Annotated in this window: 22 protein-coding genes; 10 read left to right on the top strand and 12 right to left on the bottom strand. The window is 73.1% G+C overall.

Annotation, left to right across the window (positions count from 1 at the left end):
- Window positions 1–47: 47 nt before the first annotated feature.
- From AWQ70_RS07620 to AWQ70_RS38675, 4 genes are all read right to left on the bottom strand, one after another.
- Window positions 48–1343, bottom strand: a complete 1296-nt coding sequence (locus tag AWQ70_RS07620; protein ID WP_084516648.1) for a glycosyltransferase family 4 protein — start codon at window positions 1341–1343, stop codon at window positions 48–50.
- Window positions 1340–1912, bottom strand: coding sequence for a hypothetical protein (locus tag AWQ70_RS07615; protein WP_067172111.1), 573 nt, complete (start codon window positions 1910–1912; stop codon window positions 1340–1342). The genes AWQ70_RS07620 and AWQ70_RS07615 overlap by 4 nt, the downstream gene beginning before the upstream one ends.
- The gene (locus tag AWQ70_RS07610) at window positions 1909–2799 is read right to left on the bottom strand and encodes a sulfotransferase family protein (RefSeq protein ID WP_067172109.1); all 891 of its coding nucleotides are present in this window, start codon (window positions 2797–2799) and stop codon (window positions 1909–1911) included. The genes AWQ70_RS07615 and AWQ70_RS07610 overlap by 4 nt, the downstream gene beginning before the upstream one ends.
- Window positions 2800–3033: 234 nt before the next feature.
- A complete protein-coding gene (locus tag AWQ70_RS38675; RefSeq protein WP_067172107.1) occupies window positions 3034–3240 on the bottom strand; it encodes a hypothetical protein in 207 nt (68 codons plus the stop codon).
- Window positions 3241–3282: 42 nt separating this feature from the next.
- On the opposite strand from AWQ70_RS38675, the gene AWQ70_RS38670 reads away from it, so the two are divergent.
- The 3 genes from AWQ70_RS38670 (at window position 3283) to AWQ70_RS07590 (ending at window position 5804) form a co-directional block, all read left to right on the top strand.
- Window positions 3283–3810 (top strand): ATP-binding protein, encoded by a 528-nt coding sequence (locus tag AWQ70_RS38670; protein ID WP_157529934.1) that lies wholly within the window; start codon window positions 3283–3285, stop codon window positions 3808–3810.
- A 189-nt stretch (window positions 3811–3999) separates the two neighbouring features.
- Window positions 4000–5136 (top strand): sensor histidine kinase, encoded by a 1137-nt coding sequence (locus tag AWQ70_RS07595; protein WP_067172104.1) that lies wholly within the window; start codon window positions 4000–4002, stop codon window positions 5134–5136.
- A complete protein-coding gene (locus AWQ70_RS07590) occupies window positions 5133–5804 on the top strand; it encodes a response regulator (RefSeq protein ID WP_067172102.1) in 672 nt (223 codons plus the stop codon). Before AWQ70_RS07595 ends, AWQ70_RS07590 begins: the two co-directional genes overlap by 4 nt.
- Before the next feature lie 148 nt (window positions 5805–5952).
- Here AWQ70_RS07590 and AWQ70_RS07585 read toward each other — a convergent pair whose 3' ends face one another.
- From AWQ70_RS07585 to AWQ70_RS07570, 4 genes are all read right to left on the bottom strand, one after another.
- The gene (locus tag AWQ70_RS07585; RefSeq protein ID WP_245646820.1) at window positions 5953–8286 is read right to left on the bottom strand and encodes an ATP-binding protein; all 2334 of its coding nucleotides are present in this window, start codon (window positions 8284–8286) and stop codon (window positions 5953–5955) included.
- A gap of 105 nt (window positions 8287–8391) precedes the next feature.
- Entirely contained in the window at window positions 8392–9366 is a 975-nt protein-coding gene (gene ligD, locus AWQ70_RS07580; RefSeq protein WP_067172098.1) for a non-homologous end-joining DNA ligase, read from the bottom strand.
- 166 nt (window positions 9367–9532) lie between these two features.
- The gene (locus tag AWQ70_RS07575; protein WP_067172096.1) at window positions 9533–10018 is read right to left on the bottom strand and encodes a CBS domain-containing protein; all 486 of its coding nucleotides are present in this window, start codon (window positions 10016–10018) and stop codon (window positions 9533–9535) included.
- Window positions 10019–10073: 55 nt separating this feature from the next.
- The gene (locus AWQ70_RS07570) at window positions 10074–10955 is read right to left on the bottom strand and encodes a universal stress protein (RefSeq protein WP_067172094.1); all 882 of its coding nucleotides are present in this window, start codon (window positions 10953–10955) and stop codon (window positions 10074–10076) included.
- Between the two features lie 182 nt (window positions 10956–11137).
- On the opposite strand from AWQ70_RS07570, the gene AWQ70_RS07565 reads away from it, so the two are divergent.
- Window positions 11138–11779, top strand: coding sequence for a response regulator (locus tag AWQ70_RS07565; protein WP_067172091.1), 642 nt, complete (start codon window positions 11138–11140; stop codon window positions 11777–11779).
- 105 nt (window positions 11780–11884) lie between these two features.
- Here the strand turns inward: AWQ70_RS07565 and AWQ70_RS07560 are convergent, their stop codons facing one another.
- Window positions 11885–12544 carry a CBS domain-containing protein gene (locus AWQ70_RS07560; RefSeq protein WP_067172089.1) on the bottom strand — a complete coding sequence of 220 codons (660 nt, stop codon included), beginning with the start codon at window positions 12542–12544 and terminating at the stop codon, window positions 11885–11887.
- Window positions 12545–12778: 234 nt separating this feature from the next.
- Between AWQ70_RS07560 and AWQ70_RS07555 the strand changes: the two genes are divergently transcribed.
- Complete coding sequence (locus tag AWQ70_RS07555) at window positions 12779–13447, top strand: helix-turn-helix domain-containing protein (protein WP_067172087.1); 669 nt, start codon at window positions 12779–12781, stop codon at window positions 13445–13447.
- A 105-nt stretch (window positions 13448–13552) separates the two neighbouring features.
- Window positions 13553–13819, top strand: a complete 267-nt coding sequence (locus tag AWQ70_RS07550) for a DUF1876 domain-containing protein (protein WP_067172085.1) — start codon at window positions 13553–13555, stop codon at window positions 13817–13819.
- Window positions 13820–14137: 318 nt separating this feature from the next.
- Here the strand turns inward: AWQ70_RS07550 and AWQ70_RS07545 are convergent, their stop codons facing one another.
- On the bottom strand, window positions 14138–14992 hold the full coding sequence (locus AWQ70_RS07545) for a universal stress protein (protein ID WP_067172083.1): 855 nt from the start codon (window positions 14990–14992) through the stop codon (window positions 14138–14140).
- Window positions 14993–15135: 143 nt separating this feature from the next.
- On the opposite strand from AWQ70_RS07545, the gene AWQ70_RS07540 reads away from it, so the two are divergent.
- From AWQ70_RS07540 to AWQ70_RS07530, 3 genes are all read left to right on the top strand, one after another.
- Window positions 15136–15483, top strand: a complete 348-nt coding sequence (locus tag AWQ70_RS07540) for a GerW family sporulation protein (protein WP_067172080.1) — start codon at window positions 15136–15138, stop codon at window positions 15481–15483.
- 136 nt (window positions 15484–15619) lie between these two features.
- Window positions 15620–16663 carry a zinc-binding alcohol dehydrogenase family protein gene (locus AWQ70_RS07535; RefSeq protein ID WP_373282310.1) on the top strand — a complete coding sequence of 348 codons (1044 nt, stop codon included), beginning with the start codon at window positions 15620–15622 and terminating at the stop codon, window positions 16661–16663.
- A gap of 231 nt (window positions 16664–16894) precedes the next feature.
- The gene (locus tag AWQ70_RS07530) at window positions 16895–17599 is read left to right on the top strand and encodes a CBS domain-containing protein (protein WP_067172078.1); all 705 of its coding nucleotides are present in this window, start codon (window positions 16895–16897) and stop codon (window positions 17597–17599) included.
- A 138-nt stretch (window positions 17600–17737) separates the two neighbouring features.
- Here AWQ70_RS07530 and AWQ70_RS07525 read toward each other — a convergent pair whose 3' ends face one another.
- A complete protein-coding gene (locus AWQ70_RS07525; RefSeq protein ID WP_067172075.1) occupies window positions 17738–18184 on the bottom strand; it encodes an Hsp20/alpha crystallin family protein in 447 nt (148 codons plus the stop codon).
- Between AWQ70_RS07525 and AWQ70_RS42540 the strand changes: the two genes are divergently transcribed.
- Window positions 18114–19028 (top strand): Rv1733c family protein, encoded by a 915-nt coding sequence (locus AWQ70_RS42540; RefSeq protein WP_444543093.1) that lies wholly within the window; start codon window positions 18114–18116, stop codon window positions 19026–19028. The two genes, AWQ70_RS07525 and AWQ70_RS42540, sit on opposite strands and share 71 nt — an antisense overlap.
- On the opposite strand, the gene AWQ70_RS07515 is transcribed toward AWQ70_RS42540, so the two are convergent.
- On the bottom strand, window positions 19022–20215 hold the full coding sequence (locus tag AWQ70_RS07515) for a hypothetical protein (RefSeq protein ID WP_245646818.1): 1194 nt from the start codon (window positions 20213–20215) through the stop codon (window positions 19022–19024). The two genes, AWQ70_RS42540 and AWQ70_RS07515, sit on opposite strands and share 7 nt — an antisense overlap.
- Between the last annotated feature and the right edge of the window lie 69 nt (window positions 20216–20284).

Genomic DNA, 20284 nt, shown 5'->3' with positions numbered 1-20284 from the left:
TGGTTACCTACCGATGCTACCGGTGCCGTCGGGGCGAATTCGCGCGCTTATCCCCCATGCCGTGGATCACGATTCGCTCTCCGGGCGGCGGGAACCGGGGCCCGGCCGCCGCCGGCTGCGGCACGGTCGACGCGTCGTGGGCGGCGGAACCCGGGCGCGGGCGGGTCGCCGGGGCGCGCCGCCCGGCTCACCCCCGCCGCGCCGCGCCGCCGCCGGGCGAGGTCCTCGAAGAGCGCCTCCCACTGCGGCGTCACGGCCTCTCTCGTGTACGGCGCGGCGCCGGCGAGCGCGGCCGAACCGAGCCGCTCGCGCAGCGCGCGGTCGCCGATGACCCGGGCGAGCGCGTCCGCGAGGGCGGGCACGTCGCCGGGCGGCACGAGCAGGCCGTCCACGCCGTCGGTCAGCACGTCGGCCGGGCCGGTCGGGCAGTCGAAGCTCACGATCGGCGTGCCGTGCGACATCGCCTCGATCATCACCATGGGCAGCCCCTCGAAACGCGAGCTGAGCACGAAGGCCGACGCCTTGGCCAGCTCGTCGTCGAGCCGGTCCGTACGTCCCATGAGGAAGACGTGGTTGTAGAGGTGCAGCTCCTCGATGAGCGCCCGCAGCCCGGCCTCGCCGGGGCCGGTCCCGAAGATCCGCAGCTGCCAGTCCGGATGCTCGGCGACCACGCGGGCGAACGCGGGGACGAGCAGGTCGAAGCCCTTCTGCTCGGTCAGCCGCCCGGCGGCGAGGACGACCTTCCCGCGCGGGCCCGGCCGTACGCCGCCGTGCTCGTGGACGGCGTTGGGGATGCGCAGCACGCGGGCGCCGGGGACGGCCCGCTCGTATTCGAGCCGGTCGCCGTGGGTGAGGACGACGACGGCGTCGAACGTCCGGTAGGTGCGGACGATCTCGGCGCGCACGTCCGGCCGGTGGCTGGCCATGTTCATGTGCTCCTGGGCGACCCGGATCGCGCCGTCGGGCGCGTACCGCGCGGCGAGCAGGTTGAGCCCGGGGCGGGTGGTGACCAGGACGCCGTCCCAGACGCCGGCCAGATAGTCGGCCACCGCGCGCTCGACGCCCCTGGTGAACCAGTCGGACTTGTACTCCCCCGGGGGCACGACCCTGCCGCGGCGGGCGGCGAGCCGGGCGCGGTAGCCGGAGGCCTGCTCGCGCTGGTCGGTCAGCGGCACCAGCCGCACCCGGGGGTCGATCGGGAACTGCGGCTCGTCCCTGCGCCGCACCGCGCTGACGAGCTCCACGTCGTGCCCCCGCGCGGCCATGGCGTTCGCCTGGTTGATCACCGTGCGGATGGTGCCGCCCATGCCGTAGGCGTGCAGCAGCATGTACCGGATCCTCATCGCGCGCCCCATTCGACGTCGACCGAGAGGTTGTTCCGGATGGTGTAGCGCGGCCGTACGAGCAGGAGGCGGTCGTCCGCCGGCACCGCCTGCGCCGGAAATATCATGACTTTGGTCTTGTCCGGGATGTCGTCGAGCACCCGGCCCATCCGCAGCCGGCGTTCCCGGCCGCCCGCGCGTACGACCAGATAGGCGTCCCAGACGCCGGTGAGGGAGCCGTGAGCGGGCACCAGGTCGCCGATGGGGACACTCGCGTCGAAGGCGTGCCCGTCGAGCGCCGCCCCGGCGTGGACCTCCTGGGCCCGGGCCTCCTCCTTGCGGCCGTCCGTCGTGCGGGACTCCTCGGGGGCTCCCGCGTGCGGCCCGGTCCGGGGGCCGGCCGGGCCCTTCGCCCGGTCCGCGCGGCCCGCTCCCGTACGGACGGGATCTTCGCGTTGCCTGAGGACCAGGACGAGCCGGCAGGCGTCCGGGCCGGGGTCCGGGTCCGGCGTGAGGTTGTGAACGCGGCCGATGATCCGGATCCGGCCGTCCCTGGGCCAGATCTGCTCCACCTCGGCGTGCGCCTTCACCGCAGGTATCCCCACGTGTGGCACTGCTTCTGGAGCACGGCGGGGATCTCGTCGGCGGTGGGGAGCGGCCGGCCCGGCTGCACGGCCCCTGTTCTGATCTTCTCCTTCCAGTCTCCGAGCCCTTTGCGGTACGACGCCTCGCCCTGCCAGGTGAGCATGGCCTCCTCCCACGGGACCTCGACGAAGTCGCAGATGAGGCGGGTCGTCCCCACGGGGTCGTCGGTCAGGTCCTCGTAGCGGACGGTGAGGCCCGACAGGGAGCGGCGCGCCCGCTCGACCGCCTTCATGTAGCGCAGGGCGTCCCTGGCCGCCTCGTCCATGTCCCTCTTGCCTGCCCCGGCCTCGTGCCAGGAGCGGGCGATGGAGAGGGGGTGGCGCAGCAGGAAGACGAACCGCGCGTCCGGCCAGCAGGCGGCGATCCGCTCCGCCGCGAACGCGTTGGCCGGGGTCTTCTCGACGATGATCCGCTTGCCGCTGCGAACCAGCTCCCGGTGGAGCACCCGGTCCCACAGGAGGTGCTCCAGGTCGCCTCTGCTGTGCCCGAGGGCCTCCATCGCCGTGCCGACCAGGGAGTTCCCGTAGCCCACGGTGAGGCGTCGTACGTGCAGCTCGTGCGGGGCGTGGATCATGGAGTGGCTGTTCAGCATCGACCGCAGCAGCGTGGACCCGGATCTCACCGGGGAGAGCAGGAAGACCGGCGCGCGCACCAGCCGGTCGTCCTCCGCCGTCGGGTGGTACGACGGCGCGGCGGCCGCCTCCTGCTCCTTCCGCGGAGCGTCCTGCCCCTTCGCCTGCTCCTTCGACGTTCCAGGAGGCCTGTCCACGGGGGTGAGGTGGTAGCCGGTGATCCCGCCGACCGCGGCGTTGACCTTGCGTTTCCAGCTCATGTAAGCGGAAGCTAACAGCGCTTCCTGAAAGCCTCCTCAGTGTGCGGGCCTCGCATCTCGGGATCTCCTGTGGTTCTTGCGACACCCACCAGATCGCCCGGGTTTAGTACGAGATAGGTACTTATATGGGGATTTATCCCGTCCCCTACGGGTGGGCTCGGGGAGAAGGTGACTCCGGGGATGGTCCACGCGGACGAGGACCAGGGGGTAGGGAGAAGCATGGGCGAGAACGCGTCACCGTCCGCGCCGGCGGACACTCTCGACCGGGAAGGCGGTCAGGGCGCCCGCCACGGGGGCGGTCACGACATCGGCCACGGTCGCCGGCACGACACCGGTGTCGATCACGGCCGCGGTCACGACACCGCTCGCGGGCCCGGTGACGACACGGGCCACGATCACGGGCACGGGCACGGGCACGGGCACGGGCACGGGCACGGGCACGGGCCTCGGCACATCCTCGAGCGCGCTTTCGGACCCGCCTTCGTGTCGGCCGCGTCCGACTGTCTCCACAAGCTGTTCTCCCTGCCGCCCGACGCTCACCGGGCCGGGGAGGGCGATCCGGACGTGGCGTCCTGGTCCCTCACCGGGCATCCGTCCTGCGCGCGCCTGGCACGGCGGCTGGTCCGCGCCCAGCTCGCCGCGTGGGGGCTGCGCGACCGGCGATGCGCCGCCGAACCGCTGGTGACCGAGCTGCTCACCGGAGCTCTGCGCCAGTGGGGCGGCCCGATGCGGCTCAGCCTGTATCTCATCGACGGCACGCTCCGCTGCGAGGTCGAGGTCGAGAACGTGTACCCGGATCCGGTCGCGAGGACCTGCCCCGGCTCGGGTGAGGAGGGGGCCGGGGACAGGCTCGCCGCCCCGGCTCCCGGGAGCGACGGCGCCGGGCGGCAACGGCTCGACCGGCTCGCCTGCTGCTGGGGACGTTTCCGTACGGCCACCGGCGACACCGTCTGGGCCGAGCTCCCGCCCTCGGGTCTCCGCCGCGGCGTCCACGACATGAGACACGTCTGACCCCCGCCGGGGCGACGCCGGATCCGGCGCCCCGACGCCCGCCCTCCGGCTCCCGGTCCATTCACCGGCGAAGTGATCCGCCGGGACCGGCTGCGGACCGGCTCCCCGCCGATCTACGCCGTGCGGAGTATCCGGGAGATACGACACGGCGGGGATGAGGAGATTCCGGTTCGCTCGTAGGGTGCGGGGGTGCGGTTCGATCCGAGAGGGCACGCGCGTGTGCCCGACGCCGTCCTCGCCGTCGCGCTGGCGGTCGTGCTCAGTGCCGGCGCCACGACCGAGCCCGGCATCGGTCCGCTGGGCTACGCGGCGATCGCCACCGGCTGTCTGGCGCTGGCCGTCCGCCGCCGTGCGCCGATCCCGGTGCTCGTCCTCACCACGGGATGCATGCTCGCCTACGCGGCGGGAGCCGACCCCACCCAGCCGGCGGCCTTCCCCGTCCTGGTCGCCGTCTACACCGTCGTCAAGGACGGTCGCCGCCTGCCCGCCGCGATCGCGGGCGCCGTGTTCCTCGCCGGATCGCTGACCGCCTGGCTGACCGCCGACGGGACCCGGCCCGTCCGGTCGCTCGTCGAACGGACGATCCTGCTGCTGGGCTGGTTCCTGGCGGCCTGGATCGGCGGAGTCGTGAGCCGGCACCGGGAGGCCTACCTGGAGCAGGCCGAGCGGCGAGCCGCCGAGGCCGAGCGCACCCGCGAGGAGACCGCCCGGCGCCGCGCCGGAGAGGAGCGGCTGCGCATCGCCCGCGAGCTGCACGACTCCCTCACCCACAGCATCTCGGTCATCAAGGTGCAGGTCGGGGTCGCCATCCACCTGGCGCGCAAACGCGGCGAAGAGGTGCCCCCCGCGCTGCTGGCCATCCAGGAGGCGGGCGCCGACGCCATGCGCGAGCTGCGGGCCACCCTGGACGTGCTGCACGACACCGGTGAACCGTCCGGCAGCGGCCTGGACCGGCTGGACGACCTGGTCGGACGGGTCATCTCGTCGGGACTGCCGACGACCGTCACGGTGACCGGCCGCCCACGGCCGCTTCCCGCGGCCGTCGACCGTGCCGCCTACCGCATCGTGCAGGAGGCGCTCACCAACGTCTCCCGCCACGCCGGACCCGCCGCCGCGACGGTGACCCTCGACTACGGGGAGCGTGATCTGACGGTCCGGATCGACGACGACGGCCTCGCCTCCCCCGATCACCGGCCCACGCCCGGCAACGGCCTGTCCGGCATGCGCGAGCGCGTCGCCGCGCTCGGCGGCCGCCTGCACGCCCGGCCCCGCCCCCAGGGCGGCTTCACCGTACGCGCCGAACTCCCCACCGAGGACCTGACGTGATCCGCATCCTTCTCGTCGACGACCAGCCCCTCATCCGCGCCGGTTTCCGCGCGCTCCTGGAGGCCGAAGACGATCTCGAGGTGGTCGGCGAGGCCGGCGACGGCGCCGGAGGCCTCGCCCTGGCCCGCGAACTGCTGCCCGACGTCGCCCTGTTCGACGTGCAGATGCCGGGCATGGACGGCATCGAGGCCACCAGGCGGATCGCCGCCGACCCCCGCCTGTCGGGCGTACATGTGGTCATCCTGACCAACTACGGCTTCGACGAGTACGTCTACGAGGCGCTGTGCGCGGGCGCCACCGGGTTCCTGATCAAGGACACGGAGCCGGACGACCTCCTGCACGGGATCCACGTGGCCGCCCGCGGGGAGGCGCTGCTGTCACCGGCCGTCACCCGCCGTCTCATCGCCGAGTTCGTCTCCCGCCGTCCGCGACCGGCGGCGGCCGGGGTGGGCCGGCTCACCGAACGCGAGCGCGAGGTGACCGCCCTGGCCGCCCAGGGGCTGTCCAACGACGAGATCGCCGCCCACCTGGTCATCAGCCCGGCCACGGCCAAGACCCACGTCAGCCGCGCCATGACCAAGCTGCACGCCCGCGACCGCGCCCAGCTCGTCGTCTTCGCCTACCAGTCCGGTCTGGTCGGCCCGGACGGCGGGCGTCCCGGGAGATGACACGGGGTGGAGACACGGGGTGGACGCCCGGGCGTCCACCCCGCCCACGTGGGCGGCCGAGCGCGACCTCACCGCTGATCGACCGGGCCCCTGGGGAAGAGCCGCGCCCACGCCCTCATCCCCCTCGTTCGTGTCGTTCCCCGGCCGCTCATTCCCCGGCCGCGTGGTCGCGTTCGCGGACCCAGACCGCGATCTGGGCGCGCGAGCTGAACCCGAGCTTGCTCAGGATGTGCTCGATGTGCCCCTCGGCCGTGCGCTGCGCGATCACCAGAGTGGCGGCGATCTCCTTGTTGCTCATGCCCTCGGCGACGAGCCGGGCGATCTCCGTCTCCCGGGGAGTCAGCGGCGAGGGCTCGGCGGAGGGTTCGGCCCGCTCCTCCTCGGAAGCCTCCTCCTCCAGGGCGTACGCGACGGCGTCGTCGTACGGGAGCCTGGCTCCGCGCCGGGCCGCGGCGCGGAACCCGGACTCCCCGAGCGCCTGGCGGGTCCGGGCCTCGCACTCCTCCCGGTAGGGCATCAGGTAGGCGTAGCTCGACAGGACGGTGCCCATCGACCTCCAGATGATCTCCAGTTCGCCGTGCAGCCGCGCGGCCCGCTCGTACCGCCGCTCGCTCGCGGCGATCCAGGAGAGCGTCTCGACGGCCAGTCCGGCGCCCAGCATGTCGTCGAGCGACCGGTTGAACCGCAGGCTCTCCTTCGCCAGGTCGGCCGCGCGGGCGGAGTCGCCCTGCCGCCAGACGTCGATCGCCATCGCCACCAGGCAGTACGCGCGGTGCCACTGCTCGCCGTAGGCGTCGCACACCGCGAGACACCGCTCCCCCTCGGCCATCGCCTCCGCCGAGTCGCCGAGGACGGAGCGCACGAGGATGAGCCGGACGTGGGCGAGCGCCTCCGCCACCGGGTCGCCGATGGCGCGGGCACGGCGCACCGCCTCCTCGTACAGCGTGATCGACTCGTCGGCCGCCCCCCGGTAGATCGCGATCTGGCCGGAGAAGATCGCGACGTACGCGAGGACCTGCTCCAGGCCGAACCGCTCGCCGAGGCCCCGGGCCTCCGCCAGCATCTCCTCGGCCGAGGCGATCTCGGCCTGGATGATCGCCAGCCAGGAGGCGCACCACAGGGCCCTGGCCCGCGTCGCGGTCGGCTCGGTCTCCGCGGCGAGGCCCTTGTCGAACCAGCCGCGGCCCTCGCCCAGGTAGTAGCCGGTGGTCCAGTGGTAGACGAGGTCGGTCGCCATCTCCAGGCCGGTGCGGGTCTCCCCCTGCGCGAAGCAGTACTCCAGGGCCGTGCGCAGGTTGGCGTTCTCCCGCTGGAGGCGGGTGAACCAGGCGACCTGGTCCGGGCCGAACAGCAGCCGGTCGGCGTCGGACGCCAGGCACCGGTAGTAGTCCCGGTGCCGCCGCCGCACCGCGGCGTCCTGGCCGGCCTCCTCCAGCCGCTCCCTGCCATACTGGCGGATCGTGTCGAGGAGCCGGTACCGCATCGCGGGAGACTGCTCGTCCGGGATCAGGATGGACTTGTCGACCAGGCCGATCACCAGGTTGAGCACGTCATCCCTGGCGATCCCGTCGCCGGAGCAGACCTCCTCGGCCGCCTCCAGGTCGAGGCTTCCGGCGAAGACCGACACCCGCGCCCACAGCAGCCGCTCCTGCTCCGTGCAGAGGCCGTAGCTCCAGTCGATCAGGGCGCGCAGCGTCCTGTGGCGCGGCAGCACGGCGCGCGACCCCGCGGTGAGCAGCCGGAACCGGTCGTCCAGGCGGTCGAGCAACTGGTCGAGGGACAGCGCCCGCAGCCGCACCGCGGCCAGTTCGAGGGCGAGCGGGATCCCGTCCAGCCGGCGGCAGATCCGCTCCACCGTCTCGTGGTTCGCCTCGGTGACGGCGAATCCGGGCACCACGGCGGAGGCCCGCTCGCTGAACAGGCGTACGGCGTCGAACTGGGTGAGCGTCTCCAGCGGCAGGGTCGCCCCGTCCACGTCCGGCAGCGACATCGCGGGCACGGCCAGCGTCTGCTCGCCCGCGACGCCCAGGGCCTGCCGGCTGGTGACGAGGATCCGCAGGTCGGTGGTGGCCCGCGCGAGGGTCTCCGCGAGTACGGCGCAGTCCTGCAGGAGGTGCTCGCAGTTGTCCAGGACCAGCAGCGCCTGCCGTTCCCTGAGGTGGTCGGCGAGCACGTCGACGCACCGGCGCGGCGACTGGTTGCGGATCTCCAGCGCCTCGGCCACGGTCTGGCACAACATGGTGGGGTCGTCCAGCGCGGCCAGCTCGACCAGCCAGACGCCGTCGGGGAAGGCCCGGTGCACGTCGGCGGCGACCCGGAGGGCGAGCCGCGTCTTGCCGACGCCGCCGGGGCCGGTGAACGTCACGATGCGGGACTGGGACAGCATCCGCTTGGCCTCGGCCACCTCGTGCCGGCGGCCGACGAAGCTCGTCACCTCGATGGGCAGCCTGTTGTGGGATCGCTTCGAGGTCTGGGATGTCATCGCCGCCATCAAACGCCTCTGCTCGCGGACCGCCGCACGAAACCGGACTCGACAGAATCCAGGTTATGCCGCAGCCGTAAGATCGCGCGCGGGTCGGGTCGCCGGTCAGCCCGGTTCCCTCACCACGTCCTCCGCCCGCCGGTCCGGCCGCAGGCCGCGCCAGCTCGGGTGGCGGAGCCGGCCGTCCCCGGTCCACTCGGCGTACCGCACCTCGCCGACGAGGACGGGCTCGGTCCAGTGCGCGTGCCGGGCGTGCTCGCGCGGCACCTCGTCCGCGAACGGGCTGGTCGCGCGGGCGAGCGGCGCGAGCCGGGCCCCCAGGTCGGCGAGCGCCGCCTCGGTGAACCCGGTCCCCACGTGCCCGGCGTAGACCAGGCGGCCCGCCGGGTCGCGCACGCCGAGCAGCAGCGAGCCGATGCCCCGGGCGCGCCTGCCCTCGCCCGGCTTCCATCCGCCGACGACGACCTCCTGGGTGCGGAAGTGCTTGACCTTCACCCAGTCGCCGCTGCGCCGTCCCGGCTGGTACGCCGAGGTCAGCCGCTTGGCGACCACGCCCTCCAGACGCAGCTCGTGGCTGGTCCGGAAGGCGGCCGCCCCGCCTCCGGGAGAGTACGGCGGCACGTCCCAGCGCTCCCCCGCCGAGATGGTGCGGTCGAGCAGGTCGCGCCGCTCGACGTACGGCAGGCGGATCGCGGTGGCGTCCCCTCGGTGGAGGATGTCGAAGATCAGGTACGTGACGGGGGTGGTCCGGGCCAGCATCCTGATCTTGGCCGGGTCGCGCTGGTGCATCCGGGGCTGCAGCGCGGCGAAGCTGGGGTGGCCGCGCGGCCCGAACGCCACGATCTCCCCGTCGAGCACGGCCGCGCCCGCGACGGCGTCCGCGAGGGGGCCGAGCTCGGGGTAGGCGACCGTGACGTCCAGCCCGTTGCGCGAGACCAGGCGCAGCCGCCCGCCCTCGACGTAGCCGAGCGCGCGCACGCCGTCCCACTTCATCTCGTAGCCGTACAGCTCGTCCCGCGACCGGGGCGGCAGCGGGCCGAGCCGGGCCGTCATCGGCGCGTACGGCGGCAGGTGCCCCATGCGGGGGCTCCTACCCGGCGGGCGGCCGCTTCGTCACCCCGGCTCGCGCGCGACCCGCCTTCGCCCACGCCGTGACCGGGGCGCGCTCGCGGAAGTCCCCGCCATCGTCCTGGCCGTCGAGGACGCGGGAAGGGTGGCGTCGGCCCCGCGCCCGGTGGGCGGCCGGTCAGTCGGGCGGGAGCACGGGGCTGAGGTGGAACAGCCCGGTCCGCACCTCGGCGGAGCCCTCCCGGCCCTCGCCGCTCCGGCCGGCGCGCCCCGCCACGGCCCGCAGGACGTCGCTGACGGTCACCAGGCCGACCAGGACGCCGGGCCCCGAGACGACGGGCACGGCGTCGCAGCCGACGTCGAGCATGACGGCGGTGATCCGCGCCAGCGTGTGCCCCGGCCCCACCTTCGGGAGCCTGCGCCGGCTCAGAAGGCTGCCCACCCGGCGGCAGGAGTGCTCGTCCGGGCCGCCGCCGCACCAGGTGGCGGCGACGTCCTCCCTGGTCAGGATGCCGAGCACGTGGCAGGAGTCGTCCACGACCGGCAGGTGGTGGACGTCGGCGCGGCGCATCAGCTCCCATGCCATCAGCGGCGACTCCTCCGCGGTGACCGTGACGAGCACGCGGGTCATGACCTGCTCCGCGGTCAGCGTTTCCACGCTCATCGCTCCTCCTCTCCCCGGCTCACCGGCCCGGACTCCCGGGCTCACCGTCCCCTGTTCACTCTCCCCGGCCCACGACGGCGACCGCGCAGTGGGCCCGATGCAGGACGCCGTGGCTGACCGATCCCAGCACGGCCAAGCCGAACCCGCCGAGCCCGCGCGACCCCACCACGAGCAGGTCGGCCCGGCGCGAGAAGTCCGACAGGACGGCGATGGGGTGCCCGCAGACGACGGACTGCTCCACCGGCACGTCCGGGTACTTCTCCCGCCACGGCGCGAGTTGCCGGCGCGCCGTCTCCCCGCTCTGCTCGAAGACCTCGTCGAGCACACGGGTGTAGCCGACCGCGAACGGCGTGAACGCGGGCATCTGCCACACGTGGACGACGCGTACGGCGGCGCCGCGCAGCCCGGCCTCCTCGAACGCGTACCGCACGGCGGCCTCGGAGTGCTCGGAGCCGTCGAAGCCGACGACGATCTCCCGAGGGCCGTCCTCTCCCTGCCCGCGCGCGTCCCTGGCGGGCCCGCGTACGATCACGACGGGGCAGGCGGCGTGGCCGGCGAGGCCCAGCCCGACCGAGCCGAGCACGAGCCCCGCGAAGCCGCCGAGGCCCCTGCTGCCGACCACCATGGCGACGGCGTGGCGGGACTCGGCCTTCAGCTTCTCGAGGACCGTTCCGGCGGACAGCTCCGCGGTGACGGCGAGCCCGGGGACGCGTCCCCTCGCCCGCTCGGCGGCGGCGCTGATCACGCCCTCGCAGTACTCGGACAGCGACTGGTCGAACCCCTCGACCGCGTGGAAGGGGTACTGGTGCGCCCACGGCTCGCGGACGTGCACGATCTTCAGCGGGACGCCGCGGCGTGCCGCGTCGTCGGCTGCCCAGTCCACCGCCGCGGTGGACTGCGGGGAGCCGTCGACTCCGACGACGATCGGTGCGGTCATGGCGCGTCTCCTTCTCGGGGTCGACTCGGGGGCCGATGCCACCATTCCACCGTCAGGCGCGCGGGCGCGCACCTGCCGAACGTCCCACTGCTCGGGGACCTCCGTCTCCCACCGGTCGCGCGGGCGGGGCCCCGTTCCGGCCGCCTACCCATCCAGACGGATGGGACGCTAGCGTGCATGTCATGATTCGCGTATTCCTCCTGGACGACCACGAGGTCGTGCGGCGCGGCGTGGCCGCCCTGCTCGAAGCCGAGGACGACATCGAGGTCGTCGGCGAGGCCGGCACCGCCGAGTCCGCGATCGCCCGCATCCCGGCGCTCAAGCCGGACGTCGCCGTCCTCGACGTGCGGCTCCCGGACGGCAGCGGCGTCGACGTCTGCCGGGAGGTGCGCTCCCGGATGCCCGAGCTGGCCTGCCTCATGCTGACGTCCTTCGCCGACGACGAGGCGCTCTTCGACGCCGTGATGGCCGGTGCCGCCGGGTACGTGCTCAAGCAGATCCACGGATCCGACCTCGTCGGGGCGGTGCGCACGGTGGCCTCGGGCCAGTCGCTGCTCGACCCGCAGACCACGGCGACCATGCTGCAGCGCCTGCGCGAGCAGGCCGAAAGGCGCGACCCGCTCGCCGCGTTGTCGGAGCAGGAGCGGCACATCCTGGAGCTGATCGGCGAGGGGCTGACCAACCGGCAGATCGGCGAGCGGCTCTACCTGGCCGAGAAGACCGTCAAGAACTACGTGTCCAACCTGCTGAGCAAGCTCAACATGCAGCGGCGCACGCAGGCGGCCGCCCTCGCCGCGCGGCTCAAGGTCGATCGCGGCGAGTGACCCGGGGCGCTCGCCGGCGGGCGTCCCCGTGCCTCGCCCCGCGCCCGTTCCCGGGGGTGTCGGCCGGCGGCGGTGGATCGCCGGCCGGGGCCGGGTGACGGGTGGCTAGCGGAGCGGCGGCACGACGAGGTCGTTCTTGGCGAACGTGATCTCGGTGGTCACGTCGATCACGCCCTCGACCGCGCGTACGGCCTCGACGATGTGGCAGATCTGCGAGCGCCTGCGCACGCGTCCCCGGATGGTCACCATGCCGGACTCGATGACGATCTCCAGGCACTCCGGGTCGGCCTCGCGCCTGATCACGTCGACGATGTCCGCGCGCAGGTCCTCGACCGGGCGGTTGAAGATCCGCAGCAGGTCGGACTGGTGCACGGTCCCGGCGATGCGCCCGCTGATCGGGTCGACCACGGGAAGCTGCTTGATCCTTCTCTCGTGCATCAGCCGCGCGGCGACGCGTACGGGCGTCCCCGGGGTCACGGTCACCGGCGGCGTGCTCATGATCTCGGCGGCGGTGACGCCGACCGCCTTGCGGTGCTCGCGCCGGCGCCCGGGGTCCAAGAACGCGCCGGGGCCACCCGGCGCGCCGGTCTCCCGGAGCAGCAGGTCGTCCTCCGAGACCACGCCGACGGGCCGGCGCTCGGCGTCGACGACCGCCACCGCGCCCACCCGGAACCGTTCCATCGCGGCGGCGATGTCGGCGAATCCCGCGTCCTCCTGGACCGCGATGGCCACACGTCCCATGACGTCCTTGACGGTGACGGACATGGCGTCCTCCCTCGCTGCCGCTCGATGCTCACTCGATCGCTCCCCGACCAGCGTCAGTCCGGGACCGGACCGCCGGGCAGCGGCATACGTCCCGCGCGCACAGGGCTTAGGTCCCAGAGTGCCCCACCTCGACCGTTATAAGCGGCCCGGGGAGGGGTATCGCGACGACGGCGACGGGCACGGCGTACCGTCGCAGTGAAGGTGTCATGACCCCCGACGGAGGAAGGGGAGCCGATGTCCCGCCGAACGGTCTCGCCCGGTGACCTTGGCCGCCGCATCGCCCATCACCGTAAGCGCCTGGGGCTCAGCCGCGAGGATCTGGCGGAACGCGCGGGCATGGCGCCCGGCTTCGTGGAGTACGTCGAGGAGGCGGCCGCCTCGATCACGGAGGAGGCGCTGCTGCGGCTGGCGGCGGCGCTGGAGACCACCCCCGACGACCTGCTCGGCGGCGGCATGGACCGCCCGCCCGGCCAGGGACCGGCCGCCGCGCACCCGGTCCTGCACGCGCTCGACCCCGAGGAGTGCATGCGCCTGATCTCCTCCGGCGGCGTCGGCAGGGTCGCGTTCAGCGGACATTCCGGGCCGACGGTCCTCCCCGTGAACTTCAAGGTCCACAAGGGGGCGATCGTCTTCCGCACCCAGCACGGCGGCCCGATGGAGGAGGCGATGCGCACCGGCATGGAGGGCGTCGAGCTGACGATCGGCTTCGAGGTCGACCACATCGACGAGGTCAACCGCGAAGGGTGGAGCGTGCTCGTACAGGGGCCCGCGCACTACGTCTCGGGGGACGAGCTCGCGGAGGCGACCGGAACCGGCGTGCAGCCCTGGGCCGGGGGTGTGCGCGAGACGTACATCAGCGTCCATCCCCACACCATCACCGGCCGCCGGATCCGCGGGTTTTGACGGTAAATTCTCCATAAAAAGTCACAAATAGCGACATACAGAGCTAAAACCCCCTTCCGTTCAGGGCCGACGGAAGGGGACGCTGAAGTGGGAGGTGTGTTCGCTATGGAGCGCAAGGAGTGGAACGTCGAGATCTTCATCGACGAGGACGACGCCGACCAGGTGACCACGGCCAGGGCGGTGCTCCGCGCGGGTGACGGCACGCGGCACGAGAGTGTGGCGCACGCCCGGCGCAACCCTCACGATCGGCCGGTTCCGCAGATCGGCGACGAGCTCGCGGCGGGGCGCGCCCTGTCCGACCTGGCCGCCAAACTGATCGAGGACGGCGCCGAGGACGTGGCGCAGTTCGCCGCCGCGGCGCGGGCCCGCTGAGCCCCTCGCCTCGCCGGCGCGGACCGGCTCGCCGCCCGATCCGCCCCGCAGCTCCCGCTCACGCGTCGCGCGACGCGGTGTGAGCGGGGCGGATCACGACCCCGGAGGCCACAAGCTCCGGGGCCACCACCCCGGCATCACGGCTCCGGCGTCACGGTTCCGGGGTGACGGCTCGGACACGGTCCGGGGTGACGGCTCGGACACGGCTCCCGGGTGACGGCTCGGGCACGGTTCCGGGGCGACGGCTCTGGGTGACCGGCTCGGACACGGCTCCCGGGTGACGGCTCGGACACGGGCTCCGACGTCACGGCTGCGGAGTCACGGCTGCCGGCTCGGCGGGACCACGGCCACCGGGCAGTCGGCGTGCTGCAGGACGGCGTTGCTGACCGAGCCGAGCACCAGCCCCGCCAGCTCGCCCCGGCCGCGGGAGCCGACCACGAGGAGCCCGGCCCCGGCCGACGCCTCCTTCATCACCTCGACCGGATGCCCGTTCACGACGTGCTCGGTGACCTTCACGTCCGGGTGGCGGCGCGACGGGCCCGCCAGCGCCTCGGTCAGCATCGCGCGCAGGCCGTCCTCCTCCTGGACGGACGCGGCGGCCTCGTAGCCGCCCCCGGCGACCAGCCCCCGCCAGGCGTGTACGGCGTGCAGTTCCGCGTCCTGCAGGGCCGCTTCGGCGAACGCGAACTCGACGGCGTCCGCGTTCGTCGGCGCCCCGTCCACGCCGACCACGATCCGGCGGCGCCCCTCGGCCGGGAGGGTGCGGACCACGACGACCGGACACGACGTCCGCCCGGCGACGCCGAGCGCCACGGAGCCCAGGAGCAATCCCCGGAATCCGCCGAGCCCGTGGTTGCCGACCACGAGAAGCTCCGCCTCCTCCGCCGCCTTGATCAGGGCCATCCTGGCGTCCCCGGGCAGCAGGGCCGTCTCGACGGCCACGTCCCCCTCCTGCTCGCCGATCCGGTCCAGCGCCTCCCCGAGGACCGAGTCGGCCCCTTCGCGCATCCACCTCGCCACATCCGCGTACGGGCCGTGGGGAGGCATCTCGGACGCCCATTTCGGCATCGCGTGGGCCACCCGCAGGGCGCTGCCGCGCAGCGCGGCCTCACGGGCCGCCCACGCCGCCGCCTCCAGACCAGCCCCGGAACCGTCGACCCCGACGATGATCATTTCTGCTCCTTCATCGTGAACCTCACAGGTCCCTGTCTACCCGGCGGATCGGAGGGAGCGTCTGAGTGAGCACGGTCTCCGGCCTTTCACCGTCCCCGTACACGGGAATGGATAGAGGGACATTCATCGCGAAGGGGGTCTCGATGGACATCATCCAGATGATCGAGCAAGCACAGGACAAATCCACGGTCAAGCGGGTGTTCGGCGAGCCGATCGTCCAGGACGGCATCACGGTCATCCCGGTCGCCCGGATCGCCGGCGGCGGAGGGGGCGGCAGCGGCAGGCAGGAGGGCGACAACCCCGGGGAGGGCGTGGGCGCCGGGTTCGGCCTCGGGGCGACCCCGTCGGGCGTGTTCGTCATCAAGGACGGCGCGGTGCGCTGGCAGCCGGTGGTCGACGTCAACAAGCTGATCATCGGCGGCCAGATCGTGATGGTGGTCGCGCTGCTGACCATCCGGACCATCGCGCGCCTCCGGGCGAGGAAGCGCTGACCGGGACGCCCCCGGCCGGTCGAGACGCCCTCCCCGCACCTCGGGACGAAAGGACCGACTTCGCGATGGACACCGGGACGCCCCTTGAGACGGGCTCGGGCAGCACCTCTCGAACGGCCCCGGGACGGAAGCCGAGATGACGGGCACCGGCGCCGGGACGTTCGCGGGAGCGGGCGCCGGGATGGACGCCTGGGTGGTCGCCAACCCGGGCCCGATGGCCACGCGCCCCCTCCGGCTCGCGCGGCTCCCGGTCCCCGCACCCGGCCCCGGCGAGCTGCTCGTACGCGTCGAGGCGTGCGCCGTCTGCCGTACGGACCTCCATCTGGCGGAGGGCGACCTGCCGCCGAGGCGGCCCCGCACCGTACCCGGCCACGAGGTCGTCGGCAGGGTGACCGCCCACGGCCCGGGCGCGGGCGGCCCGCCGGCCGGCGGCCGGGTGGGCGTGGCGTGGCTGCGCTCGACGTGCGGGCACTGCCGCTACTGCCTGCGGGGAGCGGAGAACCTGTGCCCGGCGTCCACGTACACGGGCTGGGACGCCGACGGCGGCTACGCCGAGTACGTCACCGTGCCGGCGGACTTCGCCTACCCGCTGCCGGACGAGGGCCGCGCCGAGACGCTCGCGCCGCTGCTGTGCGCGGGCATCATCGGCTATCGCGCCCTGCTGCGCGCCGACCTGCCGCCCGGCGGCCGGCTCGGGATCTACGGCTTCGGCGCCTCGGCCCATCTGACGGCCCAGGTCGCCATCGCCCAGGGCGCCGCCGTACACGTGATGACGCGGTCGGAGCAGGCGCGGGAGCTGGCCCTGGCGCTGGGAGCGCGGTCGGCGGGAGGAGCGTCGGACCCGCCGCCCGAACCCCTGGACGCGGCCATCCTGTTCGCGCCGGTGGGCGACCTCGTGCCGCCCGCCCTCGCCGCCCTGGACCGGGGCGGGACGCTGGCCGTGGCGGGGATCCACCTGACCGACATCCCGGAGCTGAACTACGAACGGCATCTGTTCCAGGAGCGGACCCTGCGCAGCGTCACCGCGAACACCCGCGCGGACGGGCGGGCGTTCCTCGAACTCGCGGCGCTCCACCCGCCCAGGGTCGCGACCACGCCCTACCCCTTCGACGCGGCCGACCGGGCCCTGGCCGACCTCGCCGCCGACCGCGTCGAGGGCGCGGCCGTGCTGGTGCCGTGAGCGCCCCGGCCCTGGGCGCCCGCGCCGCCGGCACCCGTCCAGCGGTCGCCCGTGCCGCGGACGCCCGTGCCGTGGCCCGTGCGCCCCCTCCCGAGACCGGCATGAGCTGCGCCTTATGTCCGAAGGACCTTCCGTTTCGGGACTTCCGACCTCTGCCCACCGCCAGTGCGCGCCACTTGGATGGGGGCAGGCATTCCGTACGTTTTGTGGCTGTGTTTTGGGAGGCACGTGATGCGCGTCAAAGTGGAGGACGTCATGACCACGCATGTGGTGTCGGTCGACGGAAGCACTCCGTTCAAAGACGTCGCGGAAGTGCTCATCGCGCACAGCGTCAGCGCCGTACCCGTGGTCGACGAGGAGAGCCATGTGATCGGCGTCATCTCCGAGGCCGACCTGCTGCGCAAGGAACAGTTCAAGGAGCAGTACTACGGAGAGGGCTACCAGCCGCCGTTGCGCTCCCGCCTGCGCCACCGCCTCACGGAGAAGAACCACAGTGTCAGGGACACCGCGCACGGCGAGACGGCGGCCGAGCTGATGACCTCTCCCGCGGTGACCGTCCTGCCCGGCGCGTCCGTCGTGACGGCGATCCGGCTGATGGACCGGCACGGGGTGAAGAGACTGCCCGTGGTGGACGCGCGGGGAGTGCTCATCGGCGTCGTCAGCCGCCAGGACATGCTCCGGGTGTTCGTGCGCACCGACGCCGACATCGCCGAGGAGGTACGCGAGGACGTCGTCGGGCATTCGTTGTGGGCGGAGAGCTCCCAGATCAAGGTCGACGTGGCCCAGGGCGTGGTCACGCTGCGCGGGTGGACGACCCGGCGCGGCGACGCCGCGATCGTGGTCGCCATGGCCCGCCGGGTCCACGGCGTGATCGACGTCGTCGACAAACTGGAGTGGGAGGAGGACGACGGCTCGCGGTGGAGCCGCGGGAAGTGACCGCCCTCCCCCACGGAGAACTCGCCGGGGCGCGTGGAGTCCCCTCGAACGGCGCCGTGTTCCGCCAGGCGAGGTTCCGCCGGAGGCGGGAAAGGGCGGGATCCGTTCCCACCGGCCCCGCCCTTCTCGCGTCCCGGGTCACTCCCCCATCGGCGGGCGCTCCTCGCTCGCCGTCCGCTGGATCGGGATCTTCCGCCCCTCGGCCTTCTTCTCCTTCTCCAGGCCGACGCTCACTTCCAGGACGCCGTCCTTGTACATGGCCCTGACGTCGTCCTCCCGTACGTCCGCCGGGAGCGTGACGGAACGGTAGAGCGCGCCGTAGTGGAACTCGGAGCGGTGGCGCTCCCGCGTCTCCTCGGTCTTCTCCGCGCGGATTTCGAGCACCCCGTTCGTGAGGGTGATGTCGACGTCCTTCGCGGGGTCGATGCCCGGCAGCTCGGCCCGTACGACGTACCGGTCGCCTTCCACGTAGTCCTCGATCCGGATCAGCTCAGCCGACGAGCGCATTCCCATCATGGGCGACTCCAGCCATTCCAGCAGGTCCGGGAAGGGCCAGCCGCTCTCCCTGCGTGCGATGGCACCCATCTCTGACTCCCTTCGCATGCGCTTCTCCTTCCATGACACCACCCGACGGGGCGGCGTCGTTTCCGGGGGACCGCCGGACCTCCCCCGGCCCCTTTCCCATTCCGCGTACGCGATCGGGCGGCTCCGTGTTTCGCGTTTTCCGCATCCATCGGGCCGCCGTGGGCAGGCGAGAACGGACGAAGGTCCCTTCACACCCGGGCCGATCAGCACTGTGCCGGGCGGCGAGAGCTTCCTTAGCGTCGAGTACGTGTGGAGGTATGGGATGAATACGCGGATATCAGCGAGACTTATCCGATTCCTGGGGCTGGACCGTAATCCCCTGCGCCGCACAGCCGATCATGTCGAGTCGGCGATCCTCATCACGCTGCTCGTCCTCTTCAGCGTGATCATCCCCTTAGGCACATATCTGGCCACCCGCTCCGCGTACGACACGGCGCAGGCCGAGAACGCCGGCAAGCACCGCGTGACGGCGACGCTGTACGAGCGGCCCTCCTCCACGGGCGCGACACGGCTGGGAGGCATGGCCGATCTCCGGGCCGGCGCCCGCTGGCGTTCGCCCGACGGCGCGGTCCACCAGGCGGTGATCCCCGTGAACGGCGGCGCCACCCCCGGCACGCAGGTGCGCCTGTGGGTCAACGGGGACAACCGGCCGTCCCGGGAACCGGCGAGCACCCCGGAGATCATCATGGCGACCGCGATCGTCTCGCTCGCGGCGCTGTCCGGGCTGGCCGCGGTGCTGGCGATGCTCGTCGGCCTCCTCCGAGCGGTCATGCGGCGCCGCAACCGGCGGCGCTGGGAGGAGGCCTGGACGAACGTCGAGCCTCGCTGGGCCCGCCGCTACTGACGGGCGGCCGCGGCGGAGCCGTTCACCGCGACGATGCTCTCCGGCGTCGTGATCGCCGGGAAGGTCCCGGTGTCGACGATCCCGTGCTCGTTGTACGCGGCCTCCAGCAGCGCGTGCGCCTTGGGCTCCAGCTTCCAGAGAGCGCGATATTCGCGGGCGGTCACGACCGGGATGCCGATCTCGTGCGCGATGTCGGCGGCCCTGGGCACGAACCGGCGCTCGATCTCCCGGTCCCAGTACTGCCGGGCGGCGCGCATGAGCGCGGCACGCTGGGCCGTGTCGACCGGAGGCGCCGGTTCCGCGGTCTCGATGCGTTCCTCGTCGTCGTCCTCGTCGAGGAGCACTCCGCTCGCCGCCGCCGCGGCCGTCCCGGGGTCGGAGGCGCGTGACGCGGCCAGCGCCGGGTGCACGAGGCGCCCGGCACGCTCGGGCCGCCGCGGCTCCTCCTCGTCGGGCGCCCACGGGACCGGTGGGCTCAGGTCGATCAAAGCGGACGTGTTGTAGAGCGCCCCGATCTGGGAGAGCAGCGCCTCCTGCCGCGCGGAGTCGACCGCCAGGCCCGTGTACTCCACCGCCTGGTCCATCGCCCGGTCGAGCTTCCTGAGCGCGGCGCGCATCTTCCGGTCGGACGCCCCGGCCGCGCGCAACGCGCGTGCGCGCTTGGCGGCGAGCGCCACCCGGGTGAGCCTGCGGTGCGCGTCCACGTCGCTCGCCGTGCGGTCGCCCGCCTCGGCGAGCCCGATCCGGACCATGACGCGTTCGGGGGTGATCCGCCAGTTGATGCGGGCACGTCCGGTGATGCGGTGCCGCTCGATCGCCATGCCCCGCTCCCACAGCCAGGCCGCGACGAGCGGGGCCGCGAGCCGGAAGAGGGCCTCGGGGACGCTGCGGGCGTCCATGCTGGACAGCACGGCCGACAGGGAGGTGAACACCCACACGGCGATGCCGTCGATGCCGGCCGAGTAGTTCTCCCGCATGTTCCGGCGGGCCCGTACGGCGCTGGTGATGACGGCGACTTCGATGAAGGCGAAGAGCAGGAGGCGCAGGGGGCCGTCGAAGCCCAGGACGTCGCCGGAGAAACGCCACATTCCCTGGGCGGAGACGCCGGTGGCGATGGTGGCGGCGAGGATCGTGAGGAGATCCTCCGGAGGACGCGGGGCGGCGAAACGCCGATAAAGGCCAATCACCGCCCGATACGCGGCGCGGAGCACGAAATAACCCAGAATCAGGATGATCAGGGCGACTACGCATATAAC

The sequence above is a fragment of the Microtetraspora niveoalba genome (assembly GCF_001570405.1).
In the GTDB taxonomy this organism is placed as follows: Bacteria; Actinomycetota; Actinomycetes; order Streptosporangiales; family Streptosporangiaceae; genus Microtetraspora; species Microtetraspora niveoalba.
Note: the sequence above shows the minus strand (reverse complement) of the source record. Positions and strands in the feature narration are given on the sequence as shown.